General features: G+C 68.7%; 10 protein-coding genes. 1 reads left to right on the top strand and 9 read right to left on the bottom strand.

Annotation, left to right across the window (positions count from 1 at the left end; all coding sequences use genetic code 11):
- Positions 1-114 precede the first annotated feature (114 nt).
- Positions 115-585 carry a hypothetical protein gene (locus ACWDA7_RS29630; RefSeq protein ID WP_450607895.1) on the bottom strand — a complete coding sequence of 157 codons (471 nt, stop codon included), beginning with the start codon at positions 583-585 and terminating at the stop codon, positions 115-117.
- A gap of 792 nt (positions 586-1,377) precedes the next feature.
- A complete protein-coding gene (locus ACWDA7_RS29635; protein WP_450607897.1) occupies positions 1,378-2,268 on the bottom strand; it encodes a helix-turn-helix transcriptional regulator in 891 nt (296 codons plus the stop codon).
- Positions 2,269-2,547: 279 nt separating this feature from the next.
- On the opposite strand from ACWDA7_RS29635, the gene ACWDA7_RS29640 reads away from it, so the two are divergent.
- Positions 2,548-3,429, top strand: coding sequence for an oxidoreductase (locus tag ACWDA7_RS29640; protein ID WP_450607899.1), 882 nt, complete (start codon positions 2,548-2,550; stop codon positions 3,427-3,429).
- A gap of 398 nt (positions 3,430-3,827) precedes the next feature.
- On the opposite strand, the gene ACWDA7_RS29645 is transcribed toward ACWDA7_RS29640, so the two are convergent.
- The 7 genes from ACWDA7_RS29645 to ACWDA7_RS29675 form a co-directional block, all read right to left on the bottom strand.
- Entirely contained in the window at positions 3,828-5,798 is a 1,971-nt protein-coding gene (locus tag ACWDA7_RS29645; RefSeq protein ID WP_450607901.1) for a TIGR03960 family B12-binding radical SAM protein, read from the bottom strand.
- A 160-nt stretch (positions 5,799-5,958) separates the two neighbouring features.
- Positions 5,959-7,467 carry a CYTH and CHAD domain-containing protein gene (locus tag ACWDA7_RS29650; protein WP_450607902.1) on the bottom strand — a complete coding sequence of 503 codons (1,509 nt, stop codon included), beginning with the start codon at positions 7,465-7,467 and terminating at the stop codon, positions 5,959-5,961.
- Between the two features lie 129 nt (positions 7,468-7,596).
- On the bottom strand, positions 7,597-8,796 hold the full coding sequence (gene rodA / locus ACWDA7_RS29655; RefSeq protein ID WP_450607904.1) for a rod shape-determining protein RodA: 1,200 nt from the start codon (positions 8,794-8,796) through the stop codon (positions 7,597-7,599).
- Positions 8,793-11,048, bottom strand: a complete 2,256-nt coding sequence (gene mrdA, locus ACWDA7_RS29660; protein WP_450607906.1) for a penicillin-binding protein 2 — start codon at positions 11,046-11,048, stop codon at positions 8,793-8,795. Before mrdA ends, rodA begins: the two co-directional genes overlap by 4 nt.
- A 138-nt stretch (positions 11,049-11,186) precedes the next feature.
- The gene (mreD, locus tag ACWDA7_RS29665) at positions 11,187-11,855 is read right to left on the bottom strand and encodes a rod shape-determining protein MreD (RefSeq protein ID WP_450607908.1); all 669 of its coding nucleotides are present in this window, start codon (positions 11,853-11,855) and stop codon (positions 11,187-11,189) included.
- A gap of 12 nt (positions 11,856-11,867) precedes the next feature.
- The gene (gene mreC / locus ACWDA7_RS29670) at positions 11,868-12,806 is read right to left on the bottom strand and encodes a rod shape-determining protein MreC (protein ID WP_450607910.1); all 939 of its coding nucleotides are present in this window, start codon (positions 12,804-12,806) and stop codon (positions 11,868-11,870) included.
- Between the two features lie 172 nt (positions 12,807-12,978).
- Positions 12,979-13,998, bottom strand: coding sequence for a rod shape-determining protein (locus ACWDA7_RS29675; RefSeq protein ID WP_359390825.1), 1,020 nt, complete (start codon positions 13,996-13,998; stop codon positions 12,979-12,981).
- Positions 13,999-14,204: the final 206 nt, after the last annotated feature.

Genomic DNA, 14,204 nt, shown 5'->3' on the forward strand with positions numbered 1-14,204 from the left:
CGCGTCGCCTGGTGCGCGATGTCGAGACACTGCCCGCCATGCACGAGGCCATGGTGCTGTGGTCGATGACCATGCTCATGAGCGGTCGCCTGGCCCGGCGCCGCCCGGGTGCCTTCAGCCGGCCGACACCACCAGCGCGGTGAACACCCCCGGCCGCACCTGCAGGGCCCACCCCCGCTCCACCAGGCGTTTCACCTTCGACCGCAGCCCCTCGACCTTCGCCGGAACCGCCTCAAGCCCCAAGGCCGCCGCCAGCTGCTGACATCGCACGCCCTCCCGGCCCGCACCCGACTCCAGTACCGACACAATGCGCTGGTAGTCCGGCGCCAGGACAGACGCCACCATGCCCTCCCTCCGGTGCGGCACCACCGACCCCGCCACCGCGCTACTCACGGGCTCCGCGACCGGGGAGGGCGGCCCGGCCAGCACCTCGGCCACCGTCGCACGCGCATCCACCAGCCGCTGAAGCGCCCGTTCCGCCTCGTTGAGCGCAGCCTTAACCCGCTCGGCTTCCTCCCGAAGCTGCGCCACCTCTTCTCGCATCTCCTTCTCCCGGGCCTCCAGCAAACCGAGCACCGACGGCACCAGCCACCTCCACGAGCGACGCGAGCGGACGAACCACGCCCATCTCTCCCGCCGCCAGCCGGAGTTCATGCCCACCCAGACCGAACCAAAGGATCACGTTCGGAAAGCGGATGGCTTCTTACAGATCCAATCGAGCCGCTCCATGCCACCGCACACCACGAGCCCTCCTCCCATCAGGAAAGAGGGCTCGGGGGCTGAGCAGTCACGCAAGCCGGCAGGTCCCTCAGACCCACTCCACCTCGGAAACGATGTATGGGGTACTTGCAGGGCCCGGCAATGGCGTCCGAGAAGACGTCAGCGGCGCCGATGGGCGAGGGACCGAGGCGCCGACCGCAGCCGCCACCTCCTCCTCGCTCACCCCCGCCAGCGCCTCCATCACCCGATCGAGTGCCTCGCTCACGTCAGTGCGCGTGACCACTCGAAGCGGGCGCCTGACCAGCGTTCTTGACCGTCAGCGGCAGCAACTTCTTGCCGGTCGGGCCTACTTGTACCCAAGTATCCATCTGCGGCCAGACGGCCACCCACAGCCGCTTCAGTCAGCGATGGTCGGGGCCGATCCCGTGCCCGATGACCGCCATGCCCAGTGGTTGCCCGCGGCTAGCCGTTGTGTGCGGCACGACAGGGGCGCGCGGCGGGAATGGAAGGTGGCTGTCCCAACCCGGGGCCATTGTCACTGGCAGGTGCTGCCCCGCATCCGCCGTCACCCCGCTCCCCTCCCACACGCACGCCGTTGACCAGGACAAATGCAGAAGCCCAGCCGAAGTGCGAGATCTGGTGCGGGGTCCTGGCTCATCAATCCTCGTGCGTGGCCGGCTTCGCGGCTCGCTCGATGCTCTCCCGGTCGGATGTCGCCGCCCAGCTTGCCAGCAGTGCGAGACGCTCGGCGGTCGGCGACTCGGGTTCGGCGAAGTAGGTCAAGATTGTCAGCCCTGGGTCGGACGGCCGCTCGATCGCCTCGTAGTCGAGTTCGAGCTCTCCGGCGATGGGATGGTTGATGCGCTTGCGGCCCGTGTGGTGGTACTTGACGTTGTACGCGGCCCATCGTTTGCTGAATTCGTTGCTCTGGGTCGCCAGCTCCCCAACCAGGTTTGACAAGCCACGGTCGCCGGGATTGCGGCCGACGTGCCCGCGCAGGACTGCGGTGATCTGATCGGCGCTCTTCTCCCAGTCAGGGTAGAAATCGCGCGCGCGAGGGTCGAGAAACGCGAACCTGGCATTGTTGCCACGCGCGACGTCGCTGTCGAGGATTTCGCTGTAGAACGCGCGGCCAAGGTCATTTGCGGCCAGCAGATCCATCTGCTCGTTGAGGGCCGAGGCAGGTGACCCGACGAGCGAGTCGAGAATGCGTCGGATGCCGGGCCGCACGCGCTGCGCCGAGCTGTGCTGACTCGTCGTCCGCGTCCCGTGCGCCGCGCGCGCGAGATCAAATAGGTGTGCGGCCTCTGCTTCGTCGAGGTGCAGCGCCCCGACGATAGCGCCGAGCACCTCGGCAGAGACGCCGGCGAGCGCTCCACGCTCGATACGTTTGTAGTATTCGACGCTCACACCGGCGATGACCGCAACTTCTTCGCGGCGCAAGCCGGACACACGGCGGTTCCCGGCTCTGCTGAACCCTGCCTGCTCGGGAGAGATCTTCGCGCGGCGCGAGCGGAGGAATTGGCTGATCTCCTGCCGGTTGTCCATGTTCGCCATGGTACGTCGCTCATGGCCCACGTCAGGGGCCCTGCCAGGGCACCAAACGACCGGGACTCCCTGTCGTTCGTGTGCTGCTCTGTAATGGAAGAGACGGCTCGACACCAACAGCCGCCCCCGGAGATGGAAGTCCGGGAGCTTCAGCCTCCCACGGGCGGCATGATTCCCCCGCCCCGCTCAGGTACCGGCGCCGCCCCATCCGCTCCACCGCTCGATCCGGTTCCCAAACTCTTGGGCTGTCCGTCAGCCCGCACGCACGGAATGAGTCCCATGCCGAAGGTATTCCTTGTCACCGGTTCCTCCCGCGGCCTCGGCCGCGAGATCGTCACCGCGGCGCTGGCCGCCGGACACCGGGTGATGGCCACCGCCCGCGACCCCCGCACGCTGGATGACCTGGTCGCCGAACACGGCGACCAGATCCGCGCCGCCCTCCTGGACGTGACCGACCCGGACGCCGCCGAGCGCGTCGTCGCAGAGACCGTCGACGCCTTCGGGCGTCTGGACGTCGTGGTCAACAACGCGGGCCAGGGCGACCGCGCCTCCTTGGAGGACACCACCTTGGAGGCCTTCCGCCGCCAGATCGACACTAACTTCTACGGCACCGTGTACCTCAGCCAGGCCGCCCTGCCCCTCCTGCGCCGCCAATGCGGAGGTCACATCATCCAGATCTCCTCCCTCGGCGGCCGCATCGGCAGCCCCGGCATGACCGCCTACCAGTCCGCGAAGTGGGCTGTCGGCGGCTTCTCGGAAGTCCTGGCCACCGAAGTCGCACCCCTGGGCATCAAGGTCACCGTCCTGGAACCCGGTGGGATGCGCACCGACTGGGCAGGATCGTCCATGCACATCCCGCCGGTCAGCGAGCCCTACCAGGCCACCGTGGGAGCAGCGGCAGAAGCGATGCGCAACTTCGCCCAGGAAGCGAACGGCGACCCCGCCAAGGTCGCCCAGGTCGTCCTCACCGTCGCCGACCTCGACGAACCCCCGCTGCGCCTGCTGCTGGGTAGCGACGCCTACACCTACGGACGCGCCGCCTGGGCCCGACGCCTGGAGGAGGACGAAAGGTGGCAGCACCTGAGCGTCTCCACCGATCACGACCAGGTCAACAGCAACGGGCGCGATGGCTCAGCAAATAGGGGCTGTTCCACGTTCTGATCATGTGGCGTAGCGGAGGCGCGGAGCCAGATGACAGCGCCACGCAGGTGGAGTCCGACAAGGTAGCCGTCCGGGTCCCGCCGTCTTTCGGCGCGGGCGGGGCGGCGCGCCGGAGCGGGGCGAAGACGGCAGTGGAGGCGGGGCGGCCCGCCGGCGCCGCGCGAGCTTGCAGCCGGGTGCCTTGAAACGTCGTAACTCAGCCGTAGCGAGCTCAGACCCACTCCACCTCTGAGCGGATGTGCGAGGAACCTACAGGCTCCGGCAGAGGCATGCGAAAGCTACGCTTCGGAGCCGGCTGCCGACGCCCAGAGGCGCCGGCAGCAGCAAGCGCAGCCGCCACTTCCTCCTCACTTGCACCCGCCAGGGCCTCCACAACCCGATCGAGTGCCTCGCTCACCTCAGTGCGCGTGACCGCTCGCCGCAGGCGCTGGTGCCGCGTTCTTGACCGTCAGCGGCAGCAACTTCTTGCCGGTCGGGCCTACTTGTACCCATGTATCCATCTGCGGGCACACCCCGCAGTCGAAGCACGGCGTCCAGCGGCAGTCCTCGACCTCCGTCTCGTCGAGGGCGTCCTGCCAGTCCTCCCAGAGCCAGTCCTTGTCGAGGCCCGAGTCCAGGTGGTCCCAGGGGAGGACCTCCTCGTAGGTGCGCTCCCGGGTGGTGTACCAGTCGACGTCGACGCCGAAGTCCGCCAGCGCCGTGTCCGCACAGCTCATCCAGCGGTCGTAGGAGAAGTGCTCGCGCCAGCCGTCGAAGCGGCCGCCGTCGTCGTAGACCGCGCGGATGACCGCGCCGATCCGGCGGTCGCCGCGGGACAGCAGGCCCTCGACGATGCCGGGCTTGCCGTCGTGGTAGCGGAAGCCGATCGAGCGGCCGTACTTCTTGTCGCCGCGGATCTTGTCGCGGAGCTTCTCCAGACGGACGTCCGTCTTCTCCGCGGAGAGCTGCGGGGCCCACTGGAACGGGGTGTGGGGCTTGGGGACGAAGCCGCCGATCGAGACCGTGCAGCGGATGTCGTTCGAGCCGGAGACCTCGCGGCCCTTCTGGATCACGTGCATGGCCATGTCGGCGATCTGGAGGACGTCGTCGTCCGTCTCGGTCGGCAGGCCGCACATGAAGTACAGCTTCACCTGGCGCCAGCCGTTGCCGTAGGCGGTGGCGACCGTGCGGATCAGGTCCTCTTCCGAGACCATCTTGTTGATGACCTTGCGGATGCGCTCCGAGCCGCCCTCGGGGGCGAAGGTGAGGCCCGAGCGCCGGCCGTTGCGGGTCAGTTCGTTCGCCAGGTCGATGTTGAAGGCGTCCACGCGGGTGGACGGGAGGGAGAGGCCGATCTTGTCTTCCTCGTAGCGGTCCGCCAGACCCCTGGCGATGTCGCCGATCTCCGAGTGGTCGGCCGACGACAGCGACAGCAGGCCCACCTCCTCGAAGCCCGTCGCCTTCAGGCCCTTGTCCACCATCTCGCCGATGCCCGTGATGGAGCGCTCGCGCACCGGGCGGGTGATCATGCCCGCCTGGCAGAAGCGGCAGCCGCGGGTGCAGCCGCGGAAGATCTCGACGGACATGCGCTCGTGGACGGTCTCCGCGAGCGGGACGAGGGGCTGCTTGGGGTACGGCCACTCGTCCAGGTCCATGACGGTGTGCTTGGACACACGCCACGGGACGCCCGACTTGTTGGGGACGACGCGGGCGATACGGCCGTCGGAGAGGTACTCCACGTCGTAGAAGGCCGGGACGTAGACCCCGCCGGTCCTGGCCAGGCGGAAGAGGAGTTCCTCGCGGCCGCCGGGGCGGCCCTCCTCCTTCCAGGCGCGGATGATCTTCGTGACCTCCAGGACCGCCTGCTCGCCGTCGCCGATCACGGCGCAGTCGATGAAGTCGGCGATGGGCTCGGGGTTGAAGGCCGCGTGGCCGCCCGCCATCACGATCGGGTCGTCCAGGGTGCGGTCCTTGGACTCCAGCGGGATGCCCGCGAGGTCCAGGGCCGTGAGCATGTTCGTGTAGCCGAGTTCGGTGGAGAAGGACAGGCCCAGTACGTCGAAGGCCTTCACCGGGCGGTGGCTGTCCACCGTGAACTGCGGGACGCCGTGCTCCCGCATCAGCTCCTCAAGGTCCGGCCACACGCTGTAGGTGCGCTCGGCGAGGACGCCCTCCTGCTCGTTCAGGACCTCGTAGAGGATCATGACGCCCTGGTTGGGCAGGCCGACCTCGTAGGCGTCGGGGTACATGAGGGCCCAGCGCACGTCACAGGCCTCCCACGGCTTGACCGTGGAGTTGAGCTCTCCGCCGACGTACTGGATCGGCTTCTGCACATGCGGAAGCAGGGCTTCGAGCTGCGGGAACACCGACTTGGCGGCTTCGGCAGACATCTCGCGACTTTCGTGAGCTGGACGGTACGGACAGGGGTGACCATCAAGCCTAACGCGATCGCGCCGCCTCTTCGGACGCCCGGACGGCTCAGGCGGCCGCGGGCGCTCGCCCCCGAGCACCCGGCGCCCTCTTGCACGCGCCTCCAGCGTCCCGGTCCGCTCAGAGGCGCGCGCCGTCCTCCGCCGTCCGCCAGGCCTCGGGCAGTTCCGCCTCCGCGGCCGCCGCGCGCTGCTCCTCGCGCCCGTACAGGATGCCGTAGGTGAAGGTGCTCTCCCCCGCCGCGTGCGCCAGGGCGGACAGTTCCAGCAGGGTCTCCCTGGCCATCACACTGTCCTGGTGGTCGCCGAGCATGGTCTGCAGGGACTTCATCGACTTGACCAGGACCTCGGCGGGCTTGCCGAGCGCGGGCGCGGCGGCCTCAGCGGCGTACCGGGTGCGCTTGGCCTTCTTGCGGGCCTCGTGGATGGCCACGTCGCGGTCGGGGCCCGGCGGCAGGTCCATGGCCTGGTCGACCAGGACGGCGACCTTGCCGAAGTCCTTGCGCACGGCTTTGGCGATCACCTTCGACGGATCCCCGGCGGCCGCTTCGAGCAGGGGCGGGTCGGCGATCAGGGCGTCCAGAGTGTTCAGCAGCCGCAGGTAGCGGTCTCCGTCCAGGACGGAGATCAGCCGCTTCCGGGAGCCGCCGCGCCGGGCCTCCGACCAGGTGCGCAGGCGGCCCTGGACCGGGCCGGAGACCAGGGAGCGGGGCAGCCCGGACAGTGCGGTCGTCAGGTGCTCGGTGAGGACTTCCCGGTCGCGGTCGATGCCCAGTTCGCCGGCCAGCCACTTCAGGTCGTCGGCGATCGGGTCGGTGATGCCGCGGTCCAGGACCTTGCCGAACGAGCGGAACGTACTGCGGAGCCGGCGGGTGGCCACGCGCATGGAGTGGACGGAGTCGAAGACGTCGCGGCGGACCGCGGGGTCCATTTCCAGGATCGCGTCGCGCTGGACGCGGACGTAGGCGAGTACGTGGTCGCCCGCGGTGGCCGGCGGCTCGGGTTCGGCGGCCGCGGCGGGGCCGGTGCCGTCCCCGGTCTCCTCCAGTGCCCTGGCCAGTTTGGACGGGGCCGAGGAGCGGTTCACGCCCGCCTTGCGGAGCTTTTTGTCGACCTTGTCGAGGAAGGCGGGGTCACCGTCGTCCGCGAGCTCGACCTCGATCTCGGTCCATTCGGCGGTGCCCTTGTCCCCGGTGAGCCGCTCGGCGCGGACGCGGTCGAGGCTGACCTCGGCGAGCAGGGTGCCGTCGGCGTCGACCAGGTGGCGGATGTTCCGGGCGGAGCGCAGGCGGACGAGAGGGACGAGGGCGGCGTCGCGGACGCGGGAGCGGACGAGCCCGGAGAGGTAGGCGGGGATGGAGTCGGAGAGCGGGGCGTGCACCTCGTCGCGGACGCCCTCGGCGACCGGTAGCTTGAGGTGCCAGCCGGCGTCGCTCCCGCCCGTGCGGCGGCGCAGGGTCAGGGAGGCGCCGGCCAGCCTTTCGTCGGCCGTGTCGTAGTAGGTGGCGTCGAGTTCGGCGACGCCCTTGTCGACGACGGCCGAGACGCCGCCGATGCTGGTCAGATCCGGCAGTTCGTCCCCGGCCCCGACCTCGTACTTCCGCTCGATTTCCCGCTTTGTGTCCGCCATGCACTGAATCTAGTACCGACGAGGGCCGAAGGGGCAGAGCCTGCGGCCCCCGTCTCGAACCGTTCCTCTCCCTCAGTGGTTCTCGGACACACGCCGTGCCGTCGCGGGCGTCGGCACCCTCTCCGCGCTCTAGGCCGACAGTGGCCGCTGCACGCGGATGGACTGCAACAGGCCTACCGCTATCCAGACCGCGAACATCGACGAGCCGCCGTAGGAGACGAATGGCAGCGGCAGTCCGGCGACCGGCATGATGCCGAGGGTCATACCGATGTTCTCGAAGGACTGGAAGGCGAACCAGGCGATGATGCCGGCGGCGACGATCGTGCCGTACAGCTCGGTCGTCTCGCGGGCGATCCGGCAGGCCCGCCACATGACGATGCCGAGCAGCACGATGATCAGTCCGGCGCCCAGGAAGCCCAGTTCCTCGCCCGCGACCGTGAAGACGAAGTCGGTCTGCTGTTCCGGCACGAACTGGCCCGTCGTCTGCGAGCCGTGGAAGAGGCCGGCCCCGGTGAGCCCGCCCGAGCCGATGGCGATGCGCGCCTGGTTGGTGTTGTAGCCGACGCCCGCGGGGTCCAGGTCGGGGTTGGCGAAGGCGGCGAAGCGGTTGATCTGGTACTCGTCCAGGATGTGCATCTGCCATACGGCGATGGCGCCCAGGGCGCCCGCGCCGATAAGGCCGAACACCCAGCGGTTCGAGGCGCCGGAGGCGAGGAGCACGCCCAGTACGGTGACGGCCATGACCATCGTCGAACCGAGGTCGGGCATCAGCATGACGATCATCATCGGGGCGGCGGCCAGCCCCAGGGCCTGCGCCACCGTCCGGTGGTCCGGGTAGGGCTTGTCGCCCGCGTCGACCCGGGCCGCGAGCAGCATGGCCATGCCCAGGATGATCGTGATCTTCACGAACTCGGAGGGCTGGAGGGAGAAACCGCCGCCGAAGACGATCCAGTTGCGGTTGCCGTTGATGGTGGCGCCGAGCGGGGTGAGCACCATGAGGATCAGGAGCACCGAGATGCCGTACAGGATCGGCACGGCGGTGCGCAGGGTGCGGTGACCGAGCCACACCGTGCCGATCATCAGGACGAGCCCGATGCCGGTATTCATCAGATGCCGGATCAGGAAGTAGTAGGGGTCGCCCTGGTTGATCTCGGTGCGGTTGCGGGTCGCCGAGTAGACGAGGACCGTGCCGATCAGGGACAGCGCCATGGCCGACAGCAGTATGGGCCAGTCGAGGCGGCGGGCCAGGCTGTCGCGGGCGAAGATCCGGGCCCAGCCGGCCCGCTCGGGTCCGTACCCGGAGACGGAGAAGTTGTTCGCTCCGGTCACGTCAGGATCCTTCGCCTCTTCTTCGGGCGGGCCGTGTCCCTGCGGGTGGTGCGGTTGCTCGCGGTCGGTGAGGGGACGGTGGCCGACGGGGTGTCCGTGGGCGTGCCCCCCTGCTGGTCCTGTCCGCTCGCCTGGTCCGCTTTCGGGTCGTACTTCTCGATCTTCGGCGCCACGATCGACCCGTCGGGCTGGATCTTGGGCAGGTCCTTCTGCGGGGTGTACAGCAGGGCCTTCTTCTTGTCGATCGAGCCGTCCTTCTGGACGCCGTACAGGGCGTCGTAGATGTTGTGCACGGCTTCACCGGAGGCGCCGGAACCCGTACCGGCCTGAGCGATCGTCATGATGACCGCGTAGTCGCTGGAGTAGGTCGCCAGCCAGGACGTCGTCTGCTTGCCGTAGACCTCGGCGGTACCGGTCTTGGCGTGCAGCGGGATCTTGTCCTGCGGCCAGCCGCCGAACTTCCACGCGGCGGTACCCCGGGTGACGACACCCGCGAGGGCCTCGTTCATGACGTCCCGTGTCTTCCCGTCGATCGGCAGCCTGCCGTGCGACTTCGGCTTGATCTCGGTCACGGTCTTGCCGTCGGGGCTGACGATCGCCTTGCCGATGGTCGGGTTCCACATCGTGCCGCCGTTGGAGATCGCCGAGTAGATGACGGCCTCCTGGATCGGGGTCAGAAGCGTGTCGCCCTGGCCGATGGAGTAGTTGATCGAGTCACCCTCGCGCATCTTGTTGCCCTCGAGGCAGTTCTCGTACGCGATCTTCTGGACGTAGTCGCCGTCCTTCTTGCCGGTCCTGCACCAGGCGTCCTTGTTGGCCTCCCAGTACTTCTGCTTCCACTGGCGGTCGGGGACGCGGCCGGAGACCTCGTTGGGCAGGTCGATGCCGGTGGGCTTGCCGAGGCCGAACTGGTGGGCGGCCTTGTAGAAGTAGTCCTTGGGCTGGCCCTTCTTGGGGTTGATGCCGCCGTCCTTCTTCCACTCGTTGTCGGCGAGGCCGTAGAAGACGGTGTCGCAGGAGACCTCGAGGGCGCGGCCGAGCGAGATCGGGCCGAAGTTCTCGCCCTCGAAGTTCTTGAAGACCTGGCTGCCGACCGAGTACGAGCTGGTGCACGGGTAGTTGCCGTCGAAGGGGTAGCCGGCCTCGAGGGCGGCGGCCGTGGAAACCACCTTGAAGGTCGAGCCGGGTGCCGACTGCCCCTGGATGGCCCGGTTGAGCAGCGGGTAGTCGGAGTTCTTGCCGGTGAGCTGCTTGTAGTCCTTGGCGGAGATGCCGCCGACCCAGACGTTCGGATCGTACGTCGGGGCGGATGCCATGGCGACGATGCGGCCGGTCTTGGCCTCCATCACGACGACGGCACCGGAGTCGGCCTTGTACTTCTCGCCGGTGACCTTGTCGAACTGGGTGCGGGCGATCTTCATCGCGTTGTCCAGCTCGTACTCGGCAACTCGCTGGACCCGGGCGTCGATGCTGGTGATGAGGTTGGAACCGGCGTCGGCGGGGTCGCTCTTGGCCTTCCCGATGACGCGGCCCAGGTTGTCCACCTCGTAGCGGGTGACGCCGGCCTTGCCGCGCAGCACCTTGTCGTACTGGCGCTCGAGACCGGAGCGGCCGACCATGTCGGAGCGCAGATAGGGCGAGTCGGTGTCCTTGGCCTGCTGGATCTCGTCGTCGGTGACGGGCGAGAGGTAGCCGAGGACTTGGGCGGTGTTGGCCTCGCCCGGACCCGGGTAGCGGCGCAGCGCCTCGGGGTCGGCGGTGATGCCGGGGAAGTCCTCGGAGCGCTCGCGGATCTGCAGGGCCTGCTTGGGGGTGGCCTCGTCCGTGATGGGGATCGGCTGGTACGGCGAACCGTTCCAGCAGGGCTGCGGCGTCGAGGAGTCACAGAGGCGGACCTTGTCCATGACCTCCTGGGGCTTCATGCCGAGGACCCCGGCCAGCTTGGTGAGGACCCCCTTGCCGTCGTCCTTCATCTTGAGCAGGTCGGTACGCGAGGCGGACACCACGAGCCGCGCCTCGTTGTCGGCGATCGGGACACCGCGCGCGTCCAGGATGTCGCCGCGTACGGCGGGCTGGACAACCTGCTGGACGTGGTTGCCGGAGGCCTCCCTGGCGTACTCGGCGCCGCTGCGGATCTGGAGGAACCACAGCCGGCCGCCGAGGGTGCCGAGGAGGGAGAGAACGAGGATCTGGATCACGACGAGCCGGATCTGGACGCGCGGGGTCCGTCCGGTCTCAGGGATGTTAGTCATGGGCGAGGCCCATTCCGTCGAAGGTGGTGGTGGGGGTCGGGCGGACGTCGGTCACTGCTGCCGCCCCCTCTCCATGCACGTACACGTCATACGAGTACACGGCCAACCTGTGCGACCAGGCGGCCGTCCAGCCGGTCCTCACAGCCTCTTGACCCCCTTGATGCGTCCCGCGCGGGACACCCGGGCCTTGGCCGCCTTGACCCGCAGTCCTCCGCGCTGGCTGCCGATGCGCAACCCGGTGCCGGAGGACAGCCAACCGGAGGCGACGTCCGTCGCCTTGGTGGAGCTGGACTCGGCGAGCGGGTCGTTCTCGGCGCGGCGGGCCAGGGCCATGATCCCGGGCACGACGAACGGCGCGAGCAGCAGGTCGTACACCGCGGCCGTGAACAGCAGACTGGCGAGGCCCACATGGCGGGCGGCGGTGTCGCCGACCAGGGCGCCCACGCCTGCGTACAGCAGGGTGGAGCCGATCGCGGCGGCGACCACCACGGCCATCGGGGCCGTCGCCGACTTCAGCCGGCCGTTGTCGGGCCGGGCGAGTCCGGCGAGGTAGCCGATGACGCAGAGCACGAGGGCGTAGCGGCCCGCGGCGTGGTCGGCGGGCGGGGCGAGGTCGGAGAGCAGGCCCGCGCCGAAGCCGATGAGGCAGCCGCCGACGTGGCCGTAGACCAGCGCGAGGGCGACGACGGTCAGGAGCACGAGGTCGGGCACGGCGCCCGGCAGGTGCAGACGGGCGAGGACGCACACCTGGATGACCAGGGCGACGATCACCAGAGTGGTGGAGAGCAGCATCCGGTTGAGGCGCATCTGGTTCAGCTCCTAAGGCGTCTGCTGCAGGCCGGTTGCCGGGGCCGAGGGAGTGACGGTGACCGTCACGGTCGGCGTTGGCGTCGGCTTGGGCTTCGGGGGCAGAACGGTGTCGCGCGGGTCCTTCTTGGGCGTCTGGACGACGACACCGACGACGTCGAGCTTGCTGAAGGACGCGAAGGGCGTCACGTAGACCGTACGGGTCAGATCACCACCGGCGGGGTCGACCCGGGAGACCACACCGACCGGGACACCGGGCACGAACGGTCTGTCTGCCTGCGAGCCGAAGGTGACCAGACGGTCGCCCTTCTTCACGTCGGCCTTGCCGTTGAGCAGCTGGACGCGCAGCGGACGGTCGCCCTGTCCGGAGGCGAAACCGAGCTCGTCGCTGCTCTCCATGCGCGTACCGACCGTGAAGTCCGGGTCGTTGGCCAGCAGCACGGTCGAGGTGTCGGGGCCGACCGTGGTGACGCGGCCGACCAGCCCGTCACCGTTGAGCACGGTCATGTCGCGCCTGATGCCGTCGTTCGCGCCCACGTCGATGGTGACGGTCCAGGAGAAGCCCTGGGCCGCTCCTATGGCGATGACCTCGGCACCCTTGATCCCGTACTGTCCCTCACCCGCCATCCGGATCATCTTGTCGAGCTGCTTGAGGCGGCTGCGGTTGCGGTCGTCGCTGCCCAGCTTCGCTTTCAACAAGGCGTTGGAACGCTCCAGTTGGGCGATGCGGTCGTGGCGGCTGCCGGAGTCGCGTACGGCCGCGATCGCGTTGCCCACGGGGTCGACGGCGGTCGACACCCCGTTCTCGACCGGGCCGAAGACCGTGGCAGCGGCCTGACGGGCACCTTCGATCGGCGAGTCCTGGCCGCCGCGGATGTCCACCGTGATCAGAGCGAACGCGATGGCGATCAGCAGCAGCAGGAGCAGCCGGCTCTCTCGTGTGTCCCTCACGTGCGGCGGCCGTGCCTTCCTCGTCGGATTGTGTAGGGCGGGCCCCGGGAGCGCGGTGCCCGGTGGGAACGTGGGCGGAACCCGGGGACGGTATGGGGGAGTTTATGCCTCTATATCAACGATCCGCCGCACGAGAGGCGAACGTCTCGTACGGCGGAATCGACGCGTCGCGTCATCTGCGGGGCTGGGCGTCCAGCACCTGCTGGAGTGCCTCGAACTCCTCGACGCACTTGCCAGAGCCCAGCGCCACGCTGTCCAGCGGGTCCTCGGCGATGTGGATCGGCATGCCGGTCTCCCGGCGCAGTCGCTCATCGAGCCCGCGCAGCAGGGCACCGCCGCCGGTGAGCACGATCCCTCGGTCCATGACGTCGCCGGACAGCTCCGGCGGGCACTTGTCGAGGGTCGTCTTCACCGCGTCCACGATCGCGTTGACCGGTTCCTCGATCGCCTTGCGGACCTCGGCCGCCGAGATGACCACGGTCTTGGGCAGCCCGGAGACCAGGTCCCGGCCGCGGATCTCGGTGTGCTCGTCGGCGTCGAGTTCGTACGCCGAACCGATCGTGATCTTGATCTGCTCGGCCGTCCGCTCACCGAGGAGGAGCGAGTACTCCTTCTTGATGTGCTGGATGATCGCGTTGTCCAGCTCGTCACCCGCGACGCGGATGGACTGGGCGGTGACGATGCCACCGAGCGAGATGACCGCGACCTCCGTGGTGCCGCCGCCGATGTCCACCACCATGTTGCCCGTGGCCTCGTGGACCGGCAGGCCGGAGCCGATGGCGGCCGCCATGGGCTCCTCGATGATGTGCACCTGGCGCGCGCCGGCCTGGGAGGACGCCTCGATGACGGCACGGCGCTCAACGCCCGTGATGCCCGACGGCACACAGACGACGACCCGCGGACGAGCCAGATACCGCCGCTTGTGGATCTTCAGGATGAAGTAGCGGAGCATCCGCTCGGTGATCTCGAAGTCGGCGATCACACCGTCCTTCAGCGGGCGCACCGCGACGATGTTGCCCGGGGTCCGGCCGATCATCTTCTTCGCTTCCGCGCCGACCGCGAGGATGCCACCGGTGTTGGTGTTGATCGCGACGACGGACGGCTCGTTGAGTACGATCCCACGACCCCTGACGTACACCAGCGTGTTGGCGGTCCCGAGGTCGACAGCCATGTCACGGCCGATGAACGACATTGAGTTCCCCATCAGGATTCGTCTGGCCTTCCCAAGTTTGAGCGTTTCGTGGCTTTTGTTGGGGCGGCGAAGTGGGTGCTGTGACGTGAAGGCTTACATCGTAGTCTCGCCTGCACGAAACACTGCGCGAGGGTCTTCGCCATTGTCAGCAGATGACGCGCCGCCTCGCTCCAGGAGACGGGCGTTCGGGGGTAGCCGTTCCCCCG

The organism is Streptomyces sp. NPDC001156 (assembly GCF_053598275.1).

Coding starts and splice junctions, on each gene's coding strand:
- ACWDA7_RS29635 (WP_450607897.1), bottom strand. CDS start 2,268: ATGGACAACCGGCAGGAGATCAGCCAATTCCTCCGCTCGCGCCGCGCG.
- ACWDA7_RS29640 (WP_450607899.1), top strand. CDS start 2,548: ATGCCGAAGGTATTCCTTGTCACCGGTTCCTCCCGCGGCCTCGGCCGC.
- ACWDA7_RS29645 (WP_450607901.1), bottom strand. CDS start 5,798: ATGTCTGCCGAAGCCGCCAAGTCGGTGTTCCCGCAGCTCGAAGCCCTG.
- ACWDA7_RS29650 (WP_450607902.1), bottom strand. CDS start 7,467: ATGGCGGACACAAAGCGGGAAATCGAGCGGAAGTACGAGGTCGGGGCC.
- mrdA (WP_450607906.1), bottom strand. CDS start 11,048: ATGACTAACATCCCTGAGACCGGACGGACCCCGCGCGTCCAGATCCGG.
- mreD (WP_450607908.1), bottom strand. CDS start 11,855: ATGCGCCTCAACCGGATGCTGCTCTCCACCACTCTGGTGATCGTCGCC.
- ACWDA7_RS29675 (WP_359390825.1), bottom strand. CDS start 13,998: ATGTCGTTCATCGGCCGTGACATGGCTGTCGACCTCGGGACCGCCAAC.